Source organism: Bartonella sp. CM86QHHN (assembly GCF_042194695.1).
Classification (GTDB): Bacteria; Pseudomonadota; Alphaproteobacteria; order Rhizobiales; family Rhizobiaceae; genus Bartonella.
Map to the genome: position 1 here is coordinate 1 of NZ_JBHIND010000056.1, position 25531 is coordinate 25531.

10 protein-coding genes, 2 tRNA genes and 1 pseudogene are annotated in these 25531 nt (G+C 37.9%); 7 read left to right on the top strand and 6 right to left on the bottom strand.

Annotated elements, in window-relative coordinates:
• Positions 1-117: 117 nt before the first annotated feature.
• Positions 118-191 (bottom strand) — tRNA-Gln (locus ACFIKX_RS05285).
• A gap of 368 nt (positions 192-559) precedes the next feature.
• Between ACFIKX_RS05285 and ACFIKX_RS05290 the strand changes: the two genes are divergently transcribed.
• Positions 560-742: a hypothetical protein gene (locus ACFIKX_RS05290; RefSeq protein ID WP_375629931.1), complete on the top strand. Its 183-nt coding sequence runs from the start codon at positions 560-562 to the stop codon at positions 740-742.
• A gap of 1656 nt (positions 743-2398) precedes the next feature.
• A pseudogene (locus ACFIKX_RS05295) lies at positions 2399-2604 on the top strand (DNA adenine methylase); the annotation flags it as partial.
• 137 nt (positions 2605-2741) lie between these two features.
• Here ACFIKX_RS05295 and ACFIKX_RS05300 read toward each other — a convergent pair.
• The 5 genes from ACFIKX_RS05300 to ACFIKX_RS05320 form a co-directional block, all read right to left on the bottom strand.
• Positions 2742-2815: transfer RNA gene (locus ACFIKX_RS05300), tRNA-Gln, on the bottom strand.
• A gap of 64 nt (positions 2816-2879) precedes the next feature.
• Positions 2880-3638, bottom strand: coding sequence for an ABC transporter ATP-binding protein (locus tag ACFIKX_RS05305; RefSeq protein WP_375629926.1), 759 nt, complete (start codon positions 3636-3638; stop codon positions 2880-2882).
• Positions 3635-4510: an iron chelate uptake ABC transporter family permease subunit gene (locus ACFIKX_RS05310; RefSeq protein ID WP_375629923.1), complete on the bottom strand. Its 876-nt coding sequence runs from the start codon at positions 4508-4510 to the stop codon at positions 3635-3637. The genes ACFIKX_RS05305 and ACFIKX_RS05310 overlap by 4 nt, the downstream gene beginning before the upstream one ends.
• Before the next feature lie 67 nt (positions 4511-4577).
• Positions 4578-5534 carry an ABC transporter permease gene (locus ACFIKX_RS05315; protein ID WP_375613670.1) on the bottom strand — a complete coding sequence of 319 codons (957 nt, stop codon included), beginning with the start codon at positions 5532-5534 and terminating at the stop codon, positions 4578-4580.
• A 103-nt stretch (positions 5535-5637) separates the two neighbouring features.
• Positions 5638-6588 carry a siderophore ABC transporter substrate-binding protein gene (locus ACFIKX_RS05320; RefSeq protein WP_375612402.1) on the bottom strand — a complete coding sequence of 317 codons (951 nt, stop codon included), beginning with the start codon at positions 6586-6588 and terminating at the stop codon, positions 5638-5640.
• Between the two features lie 198 nt (positions 6589-6786).
• Here ACFIKX_RS05320 and ACFIKX_RS05325 point away from each other — a divergent pair, with 198 nt between their 5' ends.
• From ACFIKX_RS05325 to ACFIKX_RS05345, 5 genes are all read left to right on the top strand, one after another.
• Positions 6787-13164, top strand: a complete 6378-nt coding sequence (locus ACFIKX_RS05325; RefSeq protein WP_375661225.1) for an autotransporter outer membrane beta-barrel domain-containing protein — start codon at positions 6787-6789, stop codon at positions 13162-13164.
• Positions 13165-13841: 677 nt separating this feature from the next.
• Positions 13842-16961, top strand: a complete 3120-nt coding sequence (locus ACFIKX_RS05330) for an autotransporter outer membrane beta-barrel domain-containing protein (protein WP_375629913.1) — start codon at positions 13842-13844, stop codon at positions 16959-16961.
• A gap of 1176 nt (positions 16962-18137) precedes the next feature.
• The gene (locus ACFIKX_RS05335; RefSeq protein ID WP_375629910.1) at positions 18138-20909 is read left to right on the top strand and encodes an autotransporter outer membrane beta-barrel domain-containing protein; all 2772 of its coding nucleotides are present in this window, start codon (positions 18138-18140) and stop codon (positions 20907-20909) included.
• Positions 20910-21355: 446 nt separating this feature from the next.
• Positions 21356-24841: an autotransporter outer membrane beta-barrel domain-containing protein gene (locus tag ACFIKX_RS05340; RefSeq protein WP_375661226.1), complete on the top strand. Its 3486-nt coding sequence runs from the start codon at positions 21356-21358 to the stop codon at positions 24839-24841.
• Between the two features lie 231 nt (positions 24842-25072).
• Complete coding sequence (locus ACFIKX_RS05345; protein WP_375661227.1) at positions 25073-25513, top strand: hypothetical protein; 441 nt, start codon at positions 25073-25075, stop codon at positions 25511-25513.
• Positions 25514-25531: the final 18 nt, after the last annotated feature.

Sequence of the window (25531 nt, forward strand, 5' to 3'; positions counted from 1 at the left end):
ACATCTTTAAAACTCTTTGAGAAAAAATAAATTGGTACAAAACCTAGTGGCAAAATATACAAAACCTGCTGGCAAGCTACAGGCAAGCTACATACAAAACCCGCTGGCAAGCTACACTGGCTGGGGAACTTGGATTCGAACCAAGATTGACGGAGTCAGAGTCCGCTGTTCTACCATTAAACTATTCCCCAATAAGCCAATTTTACCATTTCTAGCAGATTCTATAGTGTAGGCAAGTGCAAAAAATCTTTAGATTATCGATAATAAAGAGCGATAGGGATATCATTATAATCCCCGTAGTGGCGGTCTCAATATTTTAGCATATAGCAATAAGCGAATAAAAACATATAAATAGAGCACTCCGCGAATGGAGGCATCACAAACTCTTGTTGAAATATTCTCTAATAGGTATATGCCTGTCAGGCAACAGCTACTAAATCATGGAGAATTTATGAGTAATATTCCTACTTATCCTGTTACCCCAAACCTACAGTTGGTATACGTTTCAAACATAGAGTACTCTACGGCTTTTTACAAATTCATCTTCAAGAAAGAACCTGTGTTTGCCTCGCCACGCTATGTTGCATTTGCTTCTTCGGGGGATGCTCTCTTTGCTCTCTGGTCTGGGGGCGATACGCCTGAGGAAAATGCACCTCGTTTTTCAGAAATCGGCATTATGTTGCCTACTGGAGAGGACGTAGATAAGCTCTATGCGGAATGGAAAGAGGCAAACCACTGTTGAGATAAATGTTTTGAAGGAACCGTATACTGATGTATTTGGACGTACCTTCCTAATCAAAGATCCAGACGGACATATTATTCGTGTTTGTCCACTGGATTAAAAAGCTTGAGATCTGATCTTTAATCGTCTGAATTATAATACCTGAATTATAATAATTGTCTGTTTCCAAAACCTATAAGCTATGTACGCTAAGAGGCTTACTTACGACGCGTGGCTTATCCGTTCGGTGCTGTTCCATTATATTCAGCCCCACAACCTGTCTGTTTCCACAGACGGTCTCATTGGCTTGGACATCAGTCGACGTTATTGCATGGCCAGTGATCAGTACTTGTAAAATCATAGAATCTATCCCTCATCGCCTTATGTGGAGTCTTTTGTTGGAATGGGAGGAATATTCTTTACAAGGAAATTGATATCTTTATGAAGTTAAAAAGGTATTGTACATAAAAACTAATAAAATCAATACATTAAGTGCAGTTATTTTGTATGAATCCACTTAAGAATCCATACTTTTATGCATGTTTGAATTGATCATTTTTTATATAAGAATGCCATGGATGTATAGACTATAAAAAGCAAATCATGATGCAAATACTATAACGCATGGGTGCATTCAAATGAAATGAAAAGCGGTTATCATTGATAACGTATCATAAATTTTATGATACGTTTTTATCACAGCACAAATCACATTGTTTTAAATTTCAGTCGTTTGGAATTATCGATAACATAAATTGCATACGTTTAAGAATGGGATGTGTTTTGCTCTTTATTTGAGTGCAACCTTAAAAGGAATAATCGTTTGAAACTATCATAAGTTTATGGATTGAGTTCATAAAGATTGCATAAAAGAATTTAAAGACAAGATCGTTTTTAAAAACGCTTACTAAAAAGTTAGTAAATGATAGGCAGGCATTATATAGATACTATCATCACAATATAGAATGAAAATCACAATGTTATGTCTTATGAAATTGAAAGCCTTTTAATGATATAACGCAAGCAAGCGAGAAAAAAACGTTTTAAAAGTTACAGTTTAAAAATACGAAACCAAATGAGCTCTCTCAAAATTTGGGGGGCACCTATTGAAAAAAAGATGAGGCAGCAAAATTCAAAACCATTGTAACATCTAAGGTATGGGATTTTATTCAATTTTGAGTCAAAAGCTATAATGTTTAAAGATGGCTCTTCTAAAGATAACGCCTCCAAAATTGGATTGGTTAATTTTGCCAACTCAAATTTGAGCTGGTTAATTTGCAAAGAAGTTACATTTGAGTGCAAAATGAAAAGATACTTATGAAAGCCTTATTGAGAAGACATTCATTTAAGATGCATTTTCTTTTGATTGGATTGATAAAGTTACCAAGCGTTTATAGATTCTATAATGCTAATGAATGATATCAAAATCATAGCGATCATTTACGTTTCTTTTGATAAGTTTTCATATTTCTAAATAGAGCACTTGCAATATGATACGTTTTGTATATATGAATTTATTACTCCATTGTGGATGATTCATTTGAATCTTATAATCAATATCTGAAAGCCGCGTCATATCATTTGGCTCGGCTTTCTTTTTTGAATTCTCTCTTTAGATAGATTTATAGCTATTAGATAAGGCTTTCCCATAAACAGAGCCAGATATACGTGTATTACTATGGAAAGGATTTATTTGTGAGGAGATTACCAGACAATGTTTGCTTTGCTTGCGCAAGAGAAAAATTCTTCTCTCTCAATGATGTGTCTCAGATCCGAAAAATATTTAGCCAATTTAAGATAAAAGGGGTTGCCACATCTTATACATGTGGTTCAAAGAATCCGCACCGGCTCAAGAGCTTATCATCTCAAATTGCAATTTTTAGAGGAAGAGAAAATATGCATTAAAGGGATTTTAAATAACCCTTGAAAGTTTTTGAAGATCCTTTGAAAAAAATAAATTGATGCAAAACCTGCTTTCAAATTATACAAAACCCGATGACAAGCTACAATCATTAAATACTGGCTGGGGAACTTGGATTCGAACCAAGATTGACGAAGTCAAAGTCCGCTGTTCTACCATTAAACTATTCCCCAATAAGCCAATTTTACTATCCCTAGCAGATTCTATAGTGCATGCAAGCGCAAAAAATCTTTATGATTATCGATAATAAAGAGCGATAGGGATGTCATTAATTGTTTTGATTTGAATATCGACATCATAAATGTCTTTAAGAATTTTTGGTTGCATAATTTCTTTTGGAGTCCCACAATAGGCCGCTTTCCCATTTTTCAATGCAACAATCATATCTGAGTAAGATGAGGCAAAATTAATATCGTGCATAACAATAAGAATGGTTTTTTTCAGTTCATCAGCTGTGCGGCGTAATTGCTTCATCATAGAAACCGCATGTTTCATATCCAGATTGTTTAATGGTTCATCTAAAAGAAGATAATCAGTGTCTTGGCAGATAACCATGGCTATAAAAGCGCGTTGACGCTGACCGCCAGAAAGCTCATCTAAAAAACGGTCTTGTAAATCTTGTAAGCCGAGATAGCGTAGCGCACTGTCGATAAATTGTTTATCTTCATGTGTATACCAGCCTTTTGAATAAGGATAGCGTCCGAAACTTACTAAATCGTACACGGTTAAGCGAAAAGACAAAGGATTTTCTTGACGCAGAATTGAGAGTTTTTGAGCCAAAATATCGTGGGGCATTTTATCAATATCAAAGCCGTCGATATGAATTGTACCATTATGGTGTGGCAAAAGACGTCTTATCAGCATTAAAAGAGTTGACTTTCCCGAACCATTGGGCCCAATAAGAGAAATAATCCCCCCTTTTGGAAGATGAAGGCATAAATTATCGATAATCAATCGTGTTCCGTAAGCCTTGGAAAGATGATTGATCTCAATCATTTTAGTTTTCCCTTCATCAGTAACATTAAGAAAACAATTCCCCCACAAAACTCAATGATAAAACTTAAACGCCCTGCCATATGAAAAATTTGTTCTAAAATAAATTGTCCCCCCACCAGACAAATAATAGCCAATAATATTGCAATTGGAACAACAATACTGTGTTTTGCTTGAGGAGAAAGTTCATAGGAAAGGTTGGCAACTAACAGTCCAAAAAAGGTGACGGGGCCTACCAATGCGGTGGAAATGGATACGAGAATGGAAATAAAAATAAGGACAGCTGTCGCACTTTTGTGGTAATTAACGCCAAGATTGAGGGCATTTTCACGTCCCAAAGCCAAAATATCAAGAAGATGACGGGAATGCCATCCAATCAGACTCACAATGAAGACAATGATTGTGGCAAAGCTTATTAATGGTGTATTAAATTTATTAAAATTTGCAAACATAATATCGGTTAAATTCATCATTTGGTCTGGATTTAGTTGCAATTGCATAAACATCCGTAAACTGAAAAAAAATCCGCCTAAAACAACACCGATTAAAAGCGTCAAATGAAGTCCTTTTAGGCTTCCTGAAAAGAGCCAGCGAAAAAGGCTTATTGAAAAAAGAATAAGAATGAGGGCTTCAAGAACGAGCTGTCCTTCTTCATTCAAAAAGGGCAAAGAAAGAGAGCCTACAAAATACATTAGGGCAGTCTTTATTAAAATATAAAGCTGATCAAATCCCATAATTGAAGGAGTAAGAAGACGGTTATTAACGATTGTTTGAAATAAAACCGTGGAAACGCTTATTGCATAGGCAATAAGAAGCAAAGAGGAAAGTTTTGTAAGACGAAATTTCCATGTATAAACATTGATGTTCCACGTCATGTAAAGACTAATGACAGTGCATGCTATGATGATAAGTGTTGTTAGTACACATATTGTTTTTCTTCTTCTATCCAAGACGCTTTCTCCAGCGTAAAAGCAGTATCATAAAAATAAAACTACCGATTACACCCATTATGGTGCTGATGGGAATTTCAAGAGAGGGATGAATGATTCGTCCTAAAAGATCACAAATCAAGACCAATCCTGCACCGCTGATGGCCACCCAAGGAGCGGTATAGCGCATATTATCTCCCATGAAACTTGAAACAATATTTGGAATAATCAACCCAACAAAAGGAATACGGCCAATGGTACACACAACAACAGCAGTGATTGAGGCGACAATAAAAAGACCAAAAAACATGACAACACGATAATTCAATCCAAGGTTATTGGTTAAATCTTCTCCCAAACTTGCAACCGTAAAGCGATCAGCAGTACAATAGGCCAGAATACAAAGGGGAAGAGATAGCCATAAGAGTTCATATTTTCCTTCAAGAACCATCGAAAAACTGCCAAATAAGTAAGCTTGAAGAGAAGGAAGTAACATTTCATAATCTGCAATGGCATTGGTTAAAGAGCCAATAATATAGCTTAGCATAATCCCTGTAAGGGGTACAATGAGAGCAGATTTTAGAGGAATGCGTCGCAATAAAAACATAAAAAGTAAAGTGCCTACCATGGCAAAAATTGTCGCAACGACCATTTTTCCTAAAACAGGAATATCGGGCCAAAAAATCATAATAAAAAGAATGCCAAGGGAAGCAGATTCAATGGTTCCAGTGGTTGATGGCTCGACAAAGCGATTGCGTGTTAATAGTTGCATAATCATGCCTGAAAGTGCAAGTGCTGCGCCTACTAAAAGGATTGCAATGGTACGAGGAAGACGTGTTTGCCAAAAAATAAGCCACGCATGGGGATCGGCTGCGAAAAGGTTAGAAGGTGTGACATCAGAATAACCAACAAAAATGCTGAGGATAGACAGGAAAATTAGAAGTGTTATGGTTATCCAGTAATTCTTCACGTTAAATCATTTTCTAACAAAATCTACAAAAAGCAAAGACTGCTTAATAAACAACCTCTGCTTTTAAATTTTATTTATATAGCAAGCAAGCTCTTTCGTGCGCTTATTTGCTCTTTGTAAAGGCTTCATTGATCTGCTGTGCGGTTTCAATGAGTGCCGTTAAACCGCCATTTGCACGATACCAACTCCAAGAGTCCAAATAAATAATTTGGTTTTGTTTGCTTGCTGTTGTGCGGTGAACAAGCTCATTGTTGAGCAATTGTGCTGCGGATTGTCCTTCCCGTCCAATGGCTGCATCGCGATCAATCACTAACAACCAATCAGGATTGGTTTCAAGAATGAATTCAGGAGAAATGAGTTGTCCATGTTTTTGCACGGTAAGTTTATCGGTTGCAGGGGCAATTCCAAAAGCGGAGTGAAAAATATCGAAACGTGATTTTGGTCCGAAAGCACTGATTTTTCCACCAGAGGTCATGAGTATGAGCCCGGTGCCTTTTCCTTGGGTATTTTTACGGACTTCAGCAAAAGCTTCATTGATTTTTGCAATTTCTTTTTCTGCTTCTTGTGTTTTACCAAAAATTTTTCCAAGGATAGACACATTTCGTTTTATATCTTCAAGAGAATTTTCGTTTTCTACGGTTAGATCAATTGTTGGGGCTATTTTGGATAAGTCTTTATATTTTGCTTGAGTTCTGGAGGAAATAATAATCAAATCGGGTTGAAGAGTGGCAATTTTTTCATAATCTGGCTCAAAAACGGTTCCAATTCTTTCATATTTTGCATCGTCAAATTGTTGCAGATAGGAAGGTTTTTTTCCTTCAGGAAGGCCGATAACTGCTTGGATACCAAGGCGATTCATATTATCTAGCGAGGCAAGATCAAACACAACAACCTTTTGCGGAGAAGTGGGAACAGAAGTCGTGCCTGAAACATGATCAATTGTTATATTTGTCTGGGTACTCGTATTTGCAATACTCGTATGCGTCCACAAAATCGTTGCAAAACTAATTGCAACCAGTAAAACAGAAGTCATCCATTTCATATATTTTATCATCGTGATTTTATCCTTTTATCTAATATTACAAGGGTTTGTGCACTTAAAAACTTAACTTTGGTATTTTTATGCACAAAATGAAGCGTAAATAAATAACACTATGTTGTAAAGTTGACTGATATATGTTACAAATCGTTCACTTACCTCATTTTCACTTAATTCTAGTGTTTTTGCAACATTATTTAGAAAGTTTGACATATGATCAATGTATTTAAAAAGCGTACACGTTTGTACGCACTGACAACAAGTGCTTTCTTCTTTTTACAAGGTGTAGATGTTTCTATGGGGAGTAGTTGGTTTTCACTGCCTTCAATTTCATTGCCAAATCTAAGTGGATTATCATCTCTGGTGCCATCTTTTAGAAGTTCATCAAAATCTCCTGCACCTAAAGTAGTTGAATTACCTGCACCTCCTTCGCCACAAGTCGCTAGCCAAGGGGATGGTGGTGGCGCTGGTGTCCCTGGTGCTGTCCCTGGTGCTGTCCCTGGTGCTGTCCCTGGTGCTGTCCCTGGTGCTGTCCCTGGTGCTGTCCCTGGTGGTGGCGCTGGTGGACTTGGTGGCGCTGGTGTTCCTGGCGGTGTCCCTGGTGGCGTTGGCGGTGTCCCTGGTGGTGTTGGCGTTGGCGGTGTCCCTGGTGGTGTTGGCGTTGGCGGTGTCCCTGGTGGTGTTGGCGTTGGCGGTGTCCCTGGTGGTGTTGGCGTTGGCGGTGTTCCTGGTGGCGTTAGTGGTGGCGGTGTCCCTGGTGGTGTTGGTGGTGTCTCCGGTACTAATACTCCTGCTTCTGGTGCAAATTCATGTTCTGATGGGAGTTTTAAGACCCTTAACTCTGTGATCTGTTCTGATGGGGGGTCTCATACACTAAAGAGAAGTACTATTGGTGTGTTGAAATTTGGCGATAATGCTATGCATGCAACAGGACAGGTTACTCAGAAAGACGTGTATACCGCAGGTGATAAAGAAGTCTTGTATTTAGTTCGAGGGACAACTGTTGAGTTAGAGAAAGTGTCTATTAGGGGGAAGGCTTTTCCAGAAGGTAATGTTATTTTGAGTTCTAATGAAAATGATGATTCTAACAATTTTAATGGTTATCTTAATGCAAAAATGGGGGCGGGGGTATTAGCAACGCTTAATTCAAAAGTTAAGCTAGAAAATTCAAGTATTAAGGAATTTATAGTCGGGGTTGATGCACAAAACGAAGGAAGGATTCATATGAAAGGTGGGGGGATCTATTATAGTCAGATAGGAGCTTCTACTGATTTTGCGTCATTTGTTTTTCTAGATGGAGTGAATTTTTATGCAGTTGGGGTTGGGTTGAACAGTTCTGGTAGATCTGGAATTATGATGCAATCTGGGTCGATTAATCTTGATAAAGGGGCGGTGGGAGTTGTAGCAGGGTATAAAGGGGTTGTAAAATTAGATGAGGTTAAGATTAATATTAAAAAGGGGATAAGCGGGCGAAATAGTGTTGCTTCTGTTGATTCTACAGAATCTCCAAATCTTATTTTCTTGTCAGATGGGGGTTCTATTTCTTTTAATAAAGGAAAAGTTGAGAGTTCTGATGCAGTTGTTTTGTGGGTTACTCCTGGTATTGACGAGTTTTTAGTCGGTGCAATGGATGATCGTGCTTTCGGAGCTGGTGTTTTGGCGAGTCGTTTTGTTATTGATGCTAATGGTGATCGTAATGATAATGGTGATTCTATTTATACAAAAGATGATATGCTTGAAATGAATGCACTCTATGATGTTTATCACGTTATGGATGATGCTTCTGAAGATGTTCTCTCTACTCTAAAATGGACTGTAGGTAATAGCAATGCTTTGCAATATATGCAAAGTATTACGGGTGATAGGGAGAATAAAAATTATTTTAAGATTAAAGCTGATATTAAAGAATCAACTATTCAAATAACCGGGAAAGATTCTTATGGCATATATTTTAATACGGTATCTTCAGAAGATGAAAAAGAATCAGGTGAAGAAGTAACCGTAAGAAGTTACGACGATAATGAGAGCATGCCGATGGTTCTTTTAAAAAAAGCTACTCTTAGAATTCCAGACGGTGTAGCTATTTATGGTGGTGATTTAAATGGTGCTGTTATTTTAGGAGAGGGTAGTGTTCTTTCGGGTGATCTATTTTTAAAAGCTGAAGCTCATTCTAAACTGTTAGTGCATGCTCATAAATCTTCAATTATAGGTGAAGCTCGTGTTGATGAGAATGCAAATGCTGCACTTTATTTGTCTCATTCAGGATTGTATTTAACAAAAAGTATTCATCATAAACAATCGGAGAGAAATACAAATCATATAGATTCAAAGCTTTCGTTTGTAGATCTTTCAGATAGTAATATTGTATTTTTGCCTCCAAGAAGTGAAGATGAAGGTTATCAAACACTGCAAATTGGAAATAGACGAGATGAAAACACTCTAGGTAGTGGGTTACGTGCTCAGGGAGATGCTAGGCTTTATGTTAATGTGAATTTTGTTTCTGATAATTTAGATAATGTTAAGCTTGTGTCTGATAAGCTTTTGATTCATGGTGATGTTTCTGGAACAACGAAGGTGTATGTAAATGATACTTCTGTCATCACCACTTTAAATAGCCAATTAGAAAATGGAGCGAAAGTTCAGCGTCAAGGTGTACAAAATCAAGATCGACGGGAGGAAAATAGAAAAAAACCTGCCTCTCTTCAAATTATTCAAGTTTATGGAGAAGCAGAAGAAGATTCTTTTAAACTTGCTAATGAATATGTTACATTGCAGGGATCACCTTATCAATATGTTCTTAGGGCTTCTGGTCCAATGCAATATAGTGCTTCTGGTCCAATAAGATATTCCAGTAGACCAAGAAAACCTGAAAATAGACCTGAGGTAGTGTGGACTTTCAGCTTAGAAAGTAAATTAGAAAATGGTGAGAGGCGGCAAAGTATAGCTCATGGACCTCGTAATCGTATTAGTCCTAAGACACCTTTTGTGCGACCTGTTGTTTTTGATGTTTCGTCATCTGAAGATGCAGGCACTGTGTCTGGGGTAAATAGTTCTTCAGGATTAGATTCTTCATTAGTACCTGATCAAGTTACTGCTTCTGTTTTGCCAGGGAATCCTGAAACACTTGGGAGATCTGATGTAGAAGAGGCTGATGTATCTGTTGGAAATCCTGTTACAACTTTTGAATCAGAAGGACATACTCCATCTGCTTCACTAAGAGTTTTGACAACTGAGGAGACTGTTGATGGAAGTGAAGATACTTCTCTTATTGCTTCTCCTAATGGAACAGATAGTCAGAATGAAGTAGAAAATGCTACAGTGATCCACAGTGATACTGATACAGTTGATGTGAATAGTGATATTACAGAGGTTGGATTAATTCCGTCTCAGGCTGTTATATCTTCTGCTCCTCAATCTTTTACGCCGGAGAGTTCTGGACTTGGAAGGTCTGACACAGGCGATTCTGATGTGGAGTTAGGTCTTTTGGCTGGAATTTCGTCAGTCGCTGGAACTGAAGAAGGTACTTCATCTTCTACGTTAGATGTTCTTCCTGCTGAGCCTTCTGCTCCTCAGTCTTCTTTGTTAGGAAGTTCAGAGACTATAGAACCTACTACTTCTGGAAAAACTGGAAAGCCTAAGGCTTCTTCTTTCTTAGTTAATTCTACTGCGTCTAAGCAAGAGAAGCCTGCATCTAAGGAGATGGGAGATAAACCTGTAGGGCGTGTTCTACTTTCTACTGGCGGAGCCAATACACTTAGATCTGAATCGCAAAACCCTGGGGTTGTATATACTGTTACATCAACCAATGGTATAAAGCAGGAAGGTGGTTCTTCTCAATGTAGTGGAGATATGGGGAAAAATGGTGCGGAGAGATTGCAAGTTGCTTATTCTTGTGCCGATGGAAAATTACACACGATAACAGGACAAACACTGAAGGCGCGTGGTGATACTCAGCATTCTATGCATGCAAAGAGTAATACAGTTGTTAAGTTAGAAACTGCCACTATTGTTGGAGCAGAATCTGATAAAGGAAGTAATTTTGGTGTTACGCCATCAAAGTTTGTGAGTGCTGTGCTTGCAGAAGAAAAAGCAGAGATTGTTTTGGATAAAAACTCAACAATTCAATTTTCTGTAATTGGGCTTGAAGCTAAAAGTGGCGGAAAAGTTAAGATGATTGGTGGAACAGTAGATGCGCTTTATGTGGGTGCTTTGGCAGGTTCTGGATCGTCTGTTAACTTAAAGGATACAAAAATTAACGTGACGGGGAATTTTGCTGCAGCTGGTCTGGTGAGTCAGGCTGGTGAGGTAACCATGGACACTGGAAAGATTGCTATTGAAAGAGGAGTGGCAGTAAGGTCGGAATCTGGAGGCAGCGTTAAGTTAGACAAAGTTAGCATTACTGCGAAAAAAGCGCAGAATAAGTTAGATTCAGCAGAGAATTTAGAGCGTGCAGCTTTTCTGGTGAGTGATAATGCTTCTGTTGATTTTAAGAACGGAAATGTTGTTACTGATGCCCATGCTGTGTGGGTTATGAAGAGTGGTGATGCTGTTGAGACGGGTTCTTCTAGGAGAAGGAGATCCTCTGACGTTCGTCCTACTATGAATCACGTAAATATCGAGTCTTCTGCTGTTAAAGTGGAAGGTGACGGAGTCTACGGTATATATTTTGATGGGGGAACACAGAAGGAAGCGAGTCAACAAAATCGAAGTCAGGATTTAACAACTGAGAAAACAAATGTTGTTAAGCGGAGTACTGTGTCCAAACAGGAAAAAACGCCTATAGGCATAACAGGGACAGTTTCGTTGAAAAAAACTGATTTTGAAGTTGCAAATGGTATAGCTATCTATGGTAATAATTCTGGTGGTCGTGTTTCATTAGAAAATAAAACAACTCTTGCTGGTGACTTGTTATTAAAAGCTGAGAATGATTCGAACATATTGGTTTCAGTTGATAATTCTATTGTTACAGGCGGTGTTCGCGTTGATAAAAATTCTTATGCAAAATTAGACTTGGTTAATAATTCACAGTGGATTCTAAAAAGAAGTGCACAGAGGAATTTGGGGACTCTAGATTCAGGATGTGCGGATTCATGCATTTCTTCTGTAAGTCTTGTAAATAGTGCTATTGATTTTGCACCTTCGGAATCTGAAGGAAAATATCAGACTCTCCATATTGGAAATGGGAAAGGAACTGTTTATGCGGCACAGGGTAATGCTGTAATTCATCTCAATGCACGTTTAAATCCTCGTGATCCGAGTGATCAGCAAGTCACTGATCGGCTTGTCATTCATGGTGATGTTTCTGGAAAAACAAAAATACATGTACGAGGTGATGCGGGCAATGTAGGAGATGGTAAAGCGAATGCCAAGATTGCTCATACTGTTTCAATTATTCAGGTCTATGGTCAAGCGAAGAAAGACTCTTTCCAACTCGATGGCAATTATGTTGCACTGAGAAACTCACCTTACAAATACACCCTTCGTGCTTATGCTCCAGAAGCGACTTCGAAACAGGAGCATGTTCAGCAGAAATTTGTTAAGGATGGTGGAGAATTTTGGAATTTCCGTTTAGAAAATCAGTATGTTAAGTCTGTTGGATCTGCTGCCCTTCCTGAACAATTTGTAAGGTCTGTTGTTCCACAGGTTCCAACTTATCTCAGCTTGCCTAATAGTGTATTCCACGCTGGTTTAATGGATATTAGCAATCAAAATAAGCAATTGGAGACGTTGCGGATGACTTCTACAGGAATGGTAGAGGTTCGTGAAAATCCCGCTTTATACTTGCGCGGCTATGGTGGAAATTACCGTTATGCTTCAGATCTGTCCGCACTTGAATATGGTTACGGAGGTGATCTTAGTTATAATGGTGTAGAGGCAGGTGTTTTGCTGCAAACTATTGAAAATGCTGACAGTGCTATATCCTTTGGCGTTATGGGAACTTATGGAAAACTTTCTCTGCAGCCTGTGAATGTTGAGTACAGTCAGAAGAGTGCATTTGATAAATGGACTGCTACGGTATATGGTAGCATGCAGCATAATGTTGGCTTCTATGTCGACGGTCTTTTATCCTATGGTCTGTTCAAAGGTGATGTTCTCACCCTTGCACGCGGTAAAACAGCAACATTAAAAGGTAATCCTTTGAGTGTTTCTTTAGCTGGTGGTCAGACAATTATGACAGGATATAAGGGCTTTGTCTTTGATCCGCAGGTTCAGGTTGTGTATCAACATCTCCAGTTTAATAAAGCCCGTGATATCGACAATTTTGATATTGAAATGGGTAACCTTAATCAGTGGGTAGCACGTGTTGGTGGACGCTTAACCAAGATTCCTACAGGTTCTGAAGGCGTGAATGCTATTGCTTTCTATGGTAAGCTTTATCTTGCTCATGGTTTTGAAGGAAAACAGTCTGTGCATTTCAATGATGCTTTCAAGTTAGGAGCTTTTGGTTCCTCTATAGAGGCTGGATTAGGTTTTAATGCCAAATTGTTGCCACAGTTCTCTCTGCATGCTGATATTCTCTATCAACATAAGCTTAATAAGGCTGGTTTTTCGGGAACAAGTTTTTCCGGAGGAGTACGTTATCAGTTTTAATATAAGGTACACTATGTACCTTTTTAGAAAAGGCAGCACATTGTGCTGCCTTTTTTCTTTGTAACAACTTGTGTTGTCTTTAAAAGATTTTCGTCTTCTTGATTGAGCAAAAAAAACATAGTTTGTTTTGTGTATGAGAGCACTTTTCTCCGCTAAAGCGAATTTTCTTAAAATTTATGCTGCTACTGATGCGATAGAGTGCTTCGCTTTTATCGGCTTTTTAAGCGTTCAGCAGACCGGTATGCGTTACGTTATCCTTTTTGGTACTGTATTGATATTATCTAATATAATATTTGATGTTTTCTAAAGCTCGTTTTTGAGAGTTTGTTTTTTACGGATTTAAATCATTGTTTCATTCATCTCCTTGTGGATTAATTTTTAAAGTTCACAAGGTTTGATTGTGTTTTTAATTAATTGCACGCACTGGTTTTATTTTTTCTTTACACGAAATACAGAATGCATTATACACTCATAAAGTGTGTTTCTGTAATTGTTCTCTTATAGGTGGTTTTGGCGTAGAGCTTTTGCCAAATTTATTGGGATAATTCATTACACAGTTCAGATGAGCATGAGGCATGTTCTTTTGTTACACTTTTCGTATTTTTGAGGTGTGCAATGGGGTGTTTTGTAAGTGCTTTTGTTTTTAATGAGAGGGGAAGGAAAGTTTCGAGGGAACTATGATTAAAGTTTTTAGAAATCATGTATGTTTATGTGCTTGTACAACAGCTATCCTCTCTTTGCTTCAAAATGGAAGAGAAGTGTATGCCGCTACAGAGGAGGTCGGTAAACCTTATGTTATAACTGTTACTCCGATTAACGGTATTAGTGTTACTTCTGGTCCTCATCTTAGTGGGAGTAATGCGTATAAGCCTCCCTTTAGTGGAGAGAGTGGGCAGAATTATTATCCTCCTAATATGATTCCTGTTGGCAATAACGATGAGGGTATTCGTGGGGGAAGTGATTATCGTGGGTTGAGTGGAATGGAGGGATCGAATAATGGTCATATAGATAACTCTGTTAAAGATGCAGGCTTTGATGAAAGAGGTATAAAGCGTGGGTTTTATTACTATGATGGGTTGTATTATATATGCGATAATTGCAGGGAATCCAAAATTGATAATAAATCTTATAGGATTACAAATAAGAACGTTTCCAATTATCCTGATGATCCTACTGCTATAACGGTAAAAGGAATAGGCACAAGGGTTAGTGGGGAGGATGTAACGGTTAGTAGTCAAGTTGCTGATAAAACTTTTCTAGTGGGGGTGCATGTATTAGAGAACGGTAAGATTGTTTTGGAAGATCCGATTATCAAAAATACAGTTATAGCCCTTCGTGCGAGTGATGGAGTGATTGAGGTAAAAAATGGAAAAATTAAGGAAAGTCATGAGGGTGTTGATGCAACAGAGAATTCGTTTGTTCTTTTAGAGGATACAGAAATTAAGACAGCTAATGGGAATGCAAGTCTTTTAAGTTATGATCATTCAGAAATTTGGATGTCAGGTGGATCAGTTGATTTTATGAACAGCCATGGGATTTCTTCGATGTTAGGTGGAAAAGTAAATCTCGAGAATGTTAAAATTACTGGGAAGGGTGATAAAGGTAAGGATCGTGCGGTTGTGCATATGGATTTAGGGGGGGCTGTTAATTTAGAGGGTAATATTGTTAGTACTGGTGGGGGTATCCATGGCATATTATTAGAAAATATAGTCAATTCTATTCCTCTTCAGGAAGTTAAAGATTTATCAAATGAGGATTCTGATTCAAAGATTCCTGTGACTGAAGTTAATATGAAATCCTCTTCTGTTACCGTAAATGGTAAGGGATCTTATGGTATCTATTTTCGGGGAGAGAAGCCATGGAGTGAAGGTGGGGATAAAAAAGAAGAAATTTCATCAGAGGAAGAAAAAGTTCCACCACGATTAGAAGTTGTTAATTTGGATAAAACAGAGTTTTCTGTTTTAGACGATGCGGCTCTTTATGGTAAAAACATGATTTCTGGTGCGGTGGGGTTGGTACACAGCACTCTTCGTTCAGGGAATTTTTTATTAAAAGCTGAGGAAGGTGCTTCTATAACAGTTTTGGCGGATGCTTCTACTCTTGAGGGTCGCACACACGTTGATAAAGACTCTAATGCTGAGCTTTATTTGGGAGGCCGTTCTAAATGGATTTTACAACAACCGTTGCAAAAAGATCAACACGAGGCTGCACATGATTCTTCTATTTCACTCGTGAGTCTTATGGATGAGAGCTCTATTAATTTTAAAAGACACGAATCTTCTTCTGTTGATGATTATCAAACCCTTCGTATTGGAAAGGGAAAGGGTGAAGTTTATAGAGTACGGGATGGTGCCTCTATTTCCCTTAATACATATCTGAATAGTGGTGGTGCTCTTAATCATCAAAAGACGGATCGTGTTTTAATTCATGGTGATGTTTCGGGAAAAACAAAGCTCCAAGTGCATGGAGTTGCAGGAAGTCCAGGAGGATATACGGGAAAGGGGGGGAATGCTGAAGGTATTTCAATCATTCAGGTTTCTGGACAAGCAAAGCAAGATTCTTTTCAGTTGGAAGGTGGTTATGTAGCCTTAAACGAATTACCTTATCAGTATAAGCTTTATAGTTATGGTCCAGAATCTGAGTTTGGAAAAGCAAGTATGGATCAGAGATTAGTTGAAGGGAGTGGAGATTTTTGGGATTTCCGCCTTGAAAGTAGGTCTATAGATTCTGATGTTCAACCTAAACCAGATCCTGCTCCTAAGCCAATTCCGGGACCAGAACCTTCTCCAGAACCAGCTCCGGAGCCTCATCCTCGTCCTAAGCCGGGCGTTAAGGCTGTTGTTCCGCAGGTTCCGACTTATCTCCTTTTGCCTAATGCCTTACGTCATATTGGTTTGATGAATGTTAACAATCAAAATAAGCGGTTAGAAGCTTTGCGAATTACTTCTGGGGGCTTATTAGAAAGTCGTGAAAATCCTCTCTTTTTTGTGAGCGGTTATGGCGGCAATCATCGTTATACTTCAAACCTTTCCACGCTTGAATATGGTTATGGCGGCGAGTTTGATTATAATGCACTAGAGGCAGGTGTTTTGCTGAAAGCAATCGAAAATATGTATGGTTCCACTTCTTTTGGAGTTATCGGGGCTTACGAGAGATTTTCTTTGCAACCTTTGAATGTTGAGCAGAGTCAAAAAAGTACATTTGATAAATGGTCAGTTACGGCATATGGTGGTATGCAGCATGATGCAGGTTTTTACGTTGATGGTCTTGTGTCTTACGGCTTGTTTAAAGGTGATGTTCTAACAACTGCACGGGGCAAGACGGCAACATTAAAGGGTTTCCCTTTAAGTGCTTCATTGACTGCTGGTAAAACGTTTATGGTGGGGGAGGACGGTTTTGTTTTTGATCCGCAAGTTCAGGTTGTTTATCAATATCTTCAATTTAATAAGGTGCGTGATGTGGACGGCTTTGATATTGATTTAGGAAAACTTCATCAGTGGGTAGGGCGTGTTGGAGGGCGTTTAACAAAGAGGCTGGTTGCTACTGATGAGGCTCAGGTTGTTTCTTTCTATGGCAAGCTTCATCTTGCTCATGGTTTTGAAGGAAAACAATTTGTGCATTTTAAAGATGCTTTTCAGCTAGGTGCTTTTGGTTCTTCGTTAGAAACTGGATTAGGTTTTAATGCCCAATTATCTCAAAATTTTGCGCTTTACGGCGATTTGGTTTATCAGCACAAACTAACGAAAGCTGGTTTTTCTGGAACGAGTTTTTCAGGTGGATTGCGTTATCATTTCTAGTATTATTTCTGTTTTTGATTAATCTTTCAAAAAGCTACAAGTTATACTTGTGGCTTTTTCTCATTATCTATTCATTTTGTGTTATAGCATTTTTACGAGAGTGTGACTTTGCATATCTTTAATATGCTTTTAGGTTGGACTTCTTTCGTTTTTTTGAAAAGTCTGAAGGCTTGTACGTTATCGTTTCAAAACGCGTATTTCAGAGTGATTATTATACTATTTATAATATTTTGATTTATAAAGATATTTTTTAATTTAGGGTGCTGAAATATTTTCAAGGATTTTATGATGAATCCATAAAAAGCATTCCTTTGTCTATTATATGTAAGATTGGCAAGTGGATAATCATTTAAGAAAGGAGTCAATATAATTTGGGGAATTATATTAAGAGGAGAGGATTTACAATATTAGAAATTGGCAAAGACAAAGATGCTACTCAGGCACAATGAGGGCTGTATCCGATAAACTTGATATTATATCTGCTGTCGTTATGAAATGGGGATGGAAATATGAGATATATCTGAGAAAATTGGTGAATGAGAAACATAATGACGTATTGTTTTTTGAAAGTGTGTTTTCTTTAAATGCATAAATAAAAAGATGAAGTCATGTGTCATCTTCACTTTTTAAAATATGGCTCTGAATGTTTTTGAATATTGTAAAGTTGAATTAAAAGGAGAAGGTAAAATCGGAACTGATTTTTACACGTTCCTACTTTTTATTAGACTGTCTTACCATGAAGATTGCCTAAAAGGCATATGTGAACTCTTGTTTCTCAATTTTGGCATATGTTTTGTCTGCTTACAGAGTGTACACTGTTTCAATATAATATTATCGTAAGGATGTTGATTATATCCGTTCTGGCGGTGATTAGACGGCAGTTAAAGTAGGTGTTCTTAATGCATGTCAACTGACTAAGGGTGTTTTTGACTAACAACGTTAAAGGTGATTTTTCTGTCGTTCTTCAGTTATATTTTTGCAAATTCTTTGTAAAAGCGACAGATTTAGATTGTATTTTCGAGTAATTTTTTAATTCCATATTTACATAAAACACAAAAAATATTAATAAACTCACAATATTAAAACCTAAACGTATTAAATATTTTTCTTTTGGTTAAGTTTTTTGATACGTTATGTATAGATCTTAGTAAGAAGAGGGGGGATTATGGTGGAATTATGGTCAATCTATTTAAAAATCGCTTCTCCTTATGTACTTTTACAACGGCACTTCTTTTTTTGACACACAATGTTGGTGTTTTTGCACGCAATGCTGAATCTCAGGTTATCTCTGGAAAAAAGCAGTCTTCATGTGATCAGAATGCAGCGTTTTATCAGTGTGGTGGTGGAGAGCATGAAATTAATAATAAAGTTTATTCGCTAATGGATAAAAATGTTAATGGTGTTTATGGAGCCATAGAGGCGTCTAAGGAAGGTACAATTATTCGTGGCAAGAATGTAACTGTTAGGGGTATTTTGGATGAAAAGAATAACTCGGAAAACAATTTTTGGAAATATGGAGTAAAGGTATCAGAAGAAGCGGGCGTCTTTCTGAGCGATTCCACGTTGAGTGGGGTTTTAGTGGGGGTGGAAGCTCAAGGTGGATTCATCGTAATGTCTGGTGGATCAATTGATGCAATCAAAGTGGGGGCTTTTGCTGGAGGAAAATCTCAAAGTGGTGTTGATTTAACGAATACGCAAATTAGCCTAGGGAGAGTTGGGGTTAAAGCAGGAGAAAAAGGATATCTTATTTTAGAGGGTGTCTCTATTACCGGCAAGGGGAGTACCGGCAAGGATGATCAAGGGCTGGATGCAGGTCGTCAGGCAGCTTTTCATATATCTGAAGATGGTTATGTTCAGTTTATGAAAGGTTCTGTTGATGTTACTGATGCTCATGGGCTTTTATTGCAGGGAGATAAAGCTCCTCAGATTAATATTGGAGATTCCAATATTACAGTGAAAGGTAATGCATTTTATGGTATACACTTTGAAGGTGTGGCAGCATCAGAAGGTTCGTCAGAGGGAAAATCATTGCGCGTTGATTTGAAAAAGACGCGTTTTGTCGTTCCAGATAGTATAGCTGTTTATAGCAGTCAATCTGGAAAATCTAAAATATTTTTAAAGGAAACAAAGCTTTTTGGGGATTTGTTGCTGAAGGCTGATCGTAACTCTTCTATAGAGGTTGTTGCTGATGCTTCTGCACTTGTCGGTCAAACTCAGGTTGATAACAGTTCTAAAGTCGACCTTATCTTGGGAAATAATTCACAGTGGGCTTTATTGCAACCAAGACAGAAAAAATTACAAGATCCTAATTATAGAGGTGTTTCGTTTATTTCATCGGTACACCTTTCTAATAGTTCCATTACTTTTGAAAAACCAAAGTCCAGTACTAATCATGCATATCAAACGCTTTATATTGGAAAAGGAACAGGTATTGTTTATCAGGCTTTTGGTGATGCTTGGATTCATTTGAATGCACGTTTAAATCCTAGTGATACAAGTGATCATCAAGTAACGGATCGGCTTCTCATTCATGGTGACGTTAAGGGAAGAACTATAGTCCATATACAAGGGGTTGCGGGAGGTTTAGAAGAAAAAAACGAAAAAGCGCATAGTGTTTCAATTATTCAAGTTTATGGAGATGCATCGTATGACTCTTTTCAACTGAATGGGCAGTATGTTGCATTAAATGGCGCGCCTTATAAATATGTTCTTCGTTCTTATGGCCCAAGTGTTACTAGAGGGGAGGAGCATGTTAAACAGAGATTTTCTTTGAACGGAGGAGCATTTTGGAATTTTCGTTTAGAAAATGAATATGTTCAAACTGCTGATTATAGAGAAACTCCTATGGTTTCTCAACGTACACCTCCTGCACGTGCTTCTGTTGAGGATATTATTCCCGAATCTTCTGGTGATGTTGTTCCAGCGTCTTCTACAGATAGTCTTTCTGAAATTGAAAATGTTTCTCCGTCTCAACGAGGTGTAAGATCTGTTGTTCCTCAGGTGCCAACTTATCTACTTTTGCCGAATAGTTTGTTCCACGCTGGTTTGATAGATATCAGCAATCAAAACAAGCAGTTGGAGATAGTACGGACTAATCTTAGTGGAATGTTGCAAATTCATGAAAATTCTGCTTCATTTTTGCGTGGCTATGGTGGAAGTTATCGTTATGCCTCAGATTTATCTGCGCTTGAATATGGTTATGGGGGAGATCTAGGGTACTATGCACTAGAGACAGGTGTTTTGCTACAAACTGTTGAAAATGTTGACAGTGTTATATCCTTTGGGGTGATGGGGTCTTATGGAAAGCTTTCTCTACAACCTCGAGATGTTGCACAAAGCCAAAAAAGTACATTTGATAAATGGACTGCTACAGTTTATGGAAGTATGCAGCATGATGTAGGATTCTATGTTGATGGTTTGTTATCTTATGGTCTGTTTAAGGGAGATGTTCTGACAACTGCGCGGGGTAAAACGGCAACATTGAAGGGTAACCCTTTAAGTGTTTCCTTGATGAGTGGTCAGAGAATTGCCACAGGATATGAAGGTGTTGTTTTTGATCCACAGGTTCAGGTTGTTTATCAGCATCTTCAATTTAATGAGGCCCGCGATATTGATAATTTTAATATTGAGATGGATAAACTTGATCAATTGATGGTGCGTATGGGTGGTCGCTTGATAAAGACTCTTACTGCGTCTGAAAAAGATCGTGATGTTTCTTTTTATGGAAAGATTCATTTTGCCCATGATTTTGGAAAAGAAAGGTCTGTGCGCTTTAAAGATTCTTTCCAGTTAGGGGCTTTTGGTTCTTCTCTAGAGGCTGGATTAGGTCTTAATGCTCGCTTGTCTCAAAAATTTGCGCTTCATGGTGATTTGGTTTATCAGCATAAGTTGAGTAAAGGTGGTTTTTCTGGAATCAGTTTTTCTGGTGGATTGCGCTATCGTTTTTAGGATGATCATCTTGAGGTAAGTTGTTTAAAAAACCACAAGCATAGCTTGTGGTTTTTTATTATTTGTTTGCAACTTTTTAAATAAGTTTTTTAAAAAAATGTTTTTTTTTGCATGAGCAAGTTTGTTTCTTTTTAGAAACGAGATAAGGCTTTCTGGTTTGCAGTTTTTGCTTCTTATGCTGTTTTTCTTCTTTGAGTTTATTTTTATTAAATTCTCTTGAAATCACTGCTTTGGGGTGGAATTTTTATTTCTATCTATATTTTTACGCGTTTTTATAAATAATACAATTTTAAATTGTGATATTTTGGGATTCTGGCTTTACATAAAACATAGGGCGGATATATAAAACACAAAACGTATTTTAAATTATCACGCGTAACCAAAGTTATTAAACAGAACGCGTGTTTTTTGTTTTTAGAGAAGGGGAAGAAAGTTTGTAGAAAATTATGTTTAAAAATCATCTCTCTTTATATCATTTTACAACGGTTATTTTTTTCTTTGTATACAATACTGATGCAGGTGAGATTTCTTCTGAGAAGAAGCCATATTCATGTAACGAAAGTGCCTCATTTTATCGCTGTAATGATGGTAAAACGCATGAAATTGCCAAGAAAACTTATCAACTTACGGGTGAAAGTTCTGATGCTGCCATAGAGGCATCAGGGAAAAATACAGTCATTGAGGGAGAGGCTATAATCATTAACGGTGTTTCGAATGCACATGGACATTCAGAAACAAACGCTTGGACAACAGCTGTAAAGTCCTCAAATGGGGGAGGCGTTGCTCTATTTGATTCCATGTTAAATAACGTGTCGATAGGGGCCGATATTAATGATGAGGGAGCTTTTGAGATGCAGAATGGGGTGATTAAAGCAACCAGAATGGGGATCAGTGTTGGGGGTAAAGGGTCGTTTGTTTCTTTGACCAAGACAGAGATTAAGACATCTTCTGATGCGATAGGTCTTTTGAGTCATAATGGTGCAAAAATTTATATGAAAGGAGGAAAAATTAATTTTGCTGATGGTATTGGTGTTCAAACAGGAGGAGATGGAGAAATTAATTTAGAGGGCGTTTCTATTAGTGGGAGGGGGAAACTGGGAACAAATACAGATAATTATCGTGAAGGTTCTGCTTTTAGTATGCTTCAGGGGAAAGGCTCTCTTAATTTCCAGAAAGGAAACGTTAATGTCGACAATGTTCATGGTATTGTAGTGCAGGGGAATAACCATAATGCTGCTCATATAAAATATTCCAATATTTTTGTGAGAGGGAATGGATTTAATGGCATGCACTTTTTTTGGGAAGCTGTCTTAAATGATAAAAAAACAATTATACCTGGAAAAGGGACTGTCCATTTGACAAAGACAACTTTTATGGCTCCAGAAAGTACGGCTATTTATAGTCGAGAATTCGAAAGTTCTGTTAAACTCTTACAAAATTCAAAAATTTCTGGAGATTCACTCCTGAAAGCTGTTGAGCGTTCTAATGTAAAGATTGAGGCTGATGCTTCTACCCTTGTAGGAGGCGCACATGTTGATGAAAGTTCTACAGCTACGATAGATTTAAAAAATGGTTCAAAGTGGACTTTATCGCGACCAAAATATGACAAATTGCAAAATTCTGATGCTTTTGGTTCTAATTTAGGGGACTATTCCTTCATTTCATCGGTCAATCTTACGGATAGTTCTCTTGTTTTTGAAGAATTAAAATCTAAAAAAACAAATGGTTATCAGACACTTCTCATTGGAAAAGGATCTGGGACTGTCTATAAAGCGCACGGTGATGTGAATCTTTATCTTAATGCATATTTGGATAAAGGCGGAGCTCTGCAAGAGCAAAAAACTGACCGGCTTTTAATCAATGGTGATCTTGAAGGAAAAACAACAGTTCATGTGTATAGTGTTCCTGGAAGCTCAGGGGCATTGACGGGAGATGGTGGTAATAATCAGGGGATTTCCATTATTCAGGTTTATGGAAAAGCCATGGAAGATTCTTTTCAGTTAAATGGGGGGTATGTCACACTTGAAGCCTCCCCCTATCAGTATCATCTTAAGAGTTATGGTCCAAGCTCTTCTTTAGGGGCGGCAGATTCCAATCAAAGAGTGCTTAAAAACTCCGGAACATTTTGGGATTTCCGACTTGAAAGTCAATTTGTTGATTCTACTTCTCTTGATTCCACTAAAGTTTTTCCTGTTCATGATTTGGTTGTCCCCCCTTCTTCTGATGATATTCCTTCTGTTCTTAAAATTCATCCTAATATTACTGGAGGTGAGGATGGTTCTATTGATTCTAACTCTCAGCAAAAATCTCAGGAGCCAAGTCTTTCTTCTCCTGTAGATTCTCCTGATAGGGATTCCCATCTTACGACCACACTTAATGTATCTGATGTTTTTGTACTTGAGATCCCCAATCCTCTTTCCTCTCTTGCACCTGTTGTTCCCGCTATTGCTGAATCTAATCCAGTTGCTCCACCTGAATCTGGTTCACCTGTTCCGCTATCTGTTTCACCCACTCCTTCTGTTGTTTCCCCAGTTGCATCTGGTTCACTTGTTCCGTCATCTGTTTCACCCACTCCTTCTGTTGTTTCCCCAGTTGCATCTGGTTCACCTGTTCCGTCATCTGTTTCACCCACTCCTTCTGTTGTTTCCCCAGTTGCATCTGGTTCACCTGTTCCGTCATCTGTTTCACCCACTCCTTCTGTTGTTTCCCCAGTTGCATCTGGTTCACCTGTTCCGTCATCTGTTTCACCCACTCCTTCTGTTGTTTCCCCAGTTGCATCTGGTTCACCTGTTCCGTCATCTGTTTCATCCACTCCTTCTGTTGTTTCCCCAGTTGCATCTGGTTCTTCTGTTCCGCCATCTGTTTCACCCACTCCTTTTGTTGTTACTCCACCTGCGTCTGGTTCTTCTGTTCCGGCATCTGTTTTTGAGCCTTCTTCTCATTTTGAGCCAAATGTGAGAGTCGTTGTTCCACAGGTTTTGACTTATATTCTTGTGCCAAATACCTTATTTTATGCTGGTTTGATGGATATCAGTAATCAAAGCAAGCAGTTGCAAGCGCTGCGAACTGTTCCTGGTCGGTTGTTGAAAAATGATGAAAATCCCGCTTTGTTTTTGCGCGGTTACGGTGGACATCATCATTATACTTCAAATTTGTCTGCATTTAAATATGGTGATTATGGCGGTGAGCTTGATTATAATGCACTAGAGGCAGGTGTTTTACTCAAGAAAATCGAAAGTGCATACAGTACGACATCTTTTGGGATTATGGGAAATTATGGCAAGCTTTCTTTGCAGCCTCGAAAGGTTAAACAAAGTCAAGAAAGTATATTTGATAAATGGACAATCACAGCATATGGAAGCATGCAGCATGATACGGGTCTCTATATGGATGGTCTCTTCTCTTATGGTTTGTTTAATGGAAATGTTCTCACACTTGAGCGAGGTAAAACGGCTGCATTGAGAGGGAAGCCCCTAAGTGTTTCTTTAATTGCTGGTAAAACGTTTATGATAGGCAGCCGATATTTTATTTTTGAACCACAGGTTCAGTTTGTTTATCAAAATCTCCAGTTTCATAAGACTCGTGATATTGATAATTTTAATATTGATATGCGAAGTCCAGATCATTGGGGGATGCGTATTGGTGGGTATTTAACGAAGACACTTACATTTACTAAAGATAAAGATGCACATGTTCTCTCATTCTATGGTAAGCTTCATTTCATTCGTAGTTTTGATGATAAACAATTTGTATATTTTAAAGATGCCTTCCAGCTTGGTTCCTTTGGGACTTCTTTAGAAGCTGGATTTGGTGTTTTTTCGCAATTATCTTCCAAAATTATTTTTCATAGCGATCTGATTTATCAGCATAAATTTACGAGTGACGGCTTTTCCGGAACGCATTTTTCTGGTGGATTAAGTTATCATTTTTAATTGTATTTTTCTTTAATACATCCTTTGTGAAAGACATAAATACAAAACATGGTTTTGTTGTGTTGTTTTTCTGATTTTTGACTTTACATATAACACAAAACAAATTATATGTAACGGTACATAATAAGAATAATGAGTAGATGAACTAGGTGTGTCTTTTCAGTTTTTTATGAAGATAAAATAAAGAGAGTTTAGACTAAATTATGATTAAAGTACTAAAACGCTATGTGTGTGTGTTCTCTTACGACCTCTATTTCTTTCTTCGTGCACAATATAGATGTGAGTGCAGAAGATTATAACCCCTCGTGTAATTCTCTTTTTAAGTCGTATTCGTGTGATACAGTTGATGCTTCTCGTACTTTTGGAAGTCGTAATAAGTTATATATGAGTGGATTGGGTAGGAGGACTACAGGTGATATTTTTACAATACCATCTCATAACATAGTTATTAAGCCGCAAAAAAGTAAAGGGGAAAAAGGCGTTTCAGGAACTGATGGAATTTTAGAATTAAAGAGATCTGAGAAGATTACATCAGCAGTGGTTGTGTCAAAAGATAATAAAACTTCTTTTAAAAAGAGTTCTATTACAGGAAATGGCGAAAAGAAAAGTGGTAGAAATGCTACGTTATCTCAATCTGTGTTTGGTGTGAAGCAGGGTGGTTTTTTCCTTTGATGAAGGTAAGATTCAGGT

Coding starts and splice junctions, on each gene's coding strand:
- ACFIKX_RS05305 (WP_375629926.1), bottom strand. CDS start 3,638: ATGATTGAGATCAATCATCTTTCCAAGGCTTACGGAACACGATTGATT.
- ACFIKX_RS05310 (WP_375629923.1), bottom strand. CDS start 4,510: ATGACGTGGAACATCAATGTTTATACATGGAAATTTCGTCTTACAAAA.
- ACFIKX_RS05320 (WP_375612402.1), bottom strand. CDS start 6,588: ATGATAAAATATATGAAATGGATGACTTCTGTTTTACTGGTTGCAATT.
- ACFIKX_RS05325 (WP_375661225.1), top strand. CDS start 6,787: ATGATCAATGTATTTAAAAAGCGTACACGTTTGTACGCACTGACAACA.
- ACFIKX_RS05330 (WP_375629913.1), top strand. CDS start 13,842: ATGATTAAAGTTTTTAGAAATCATGTATGTTTATGTGCTTGTACAACA.
- ACFIKX_RS05335 (WP_375629910.1), top strand. CDS start 18,138: ATGGTCAATCTATTTAAAAATCGCTTCTCCTTATGTACTTTTACAACG.
- ACFIKX_RS05340 (WP_375661226.1), top strand. CDS start 21,356: ATGTTTAAAAATCATCTCTCTTTATATCATTTTACAACGGTTATTTTT.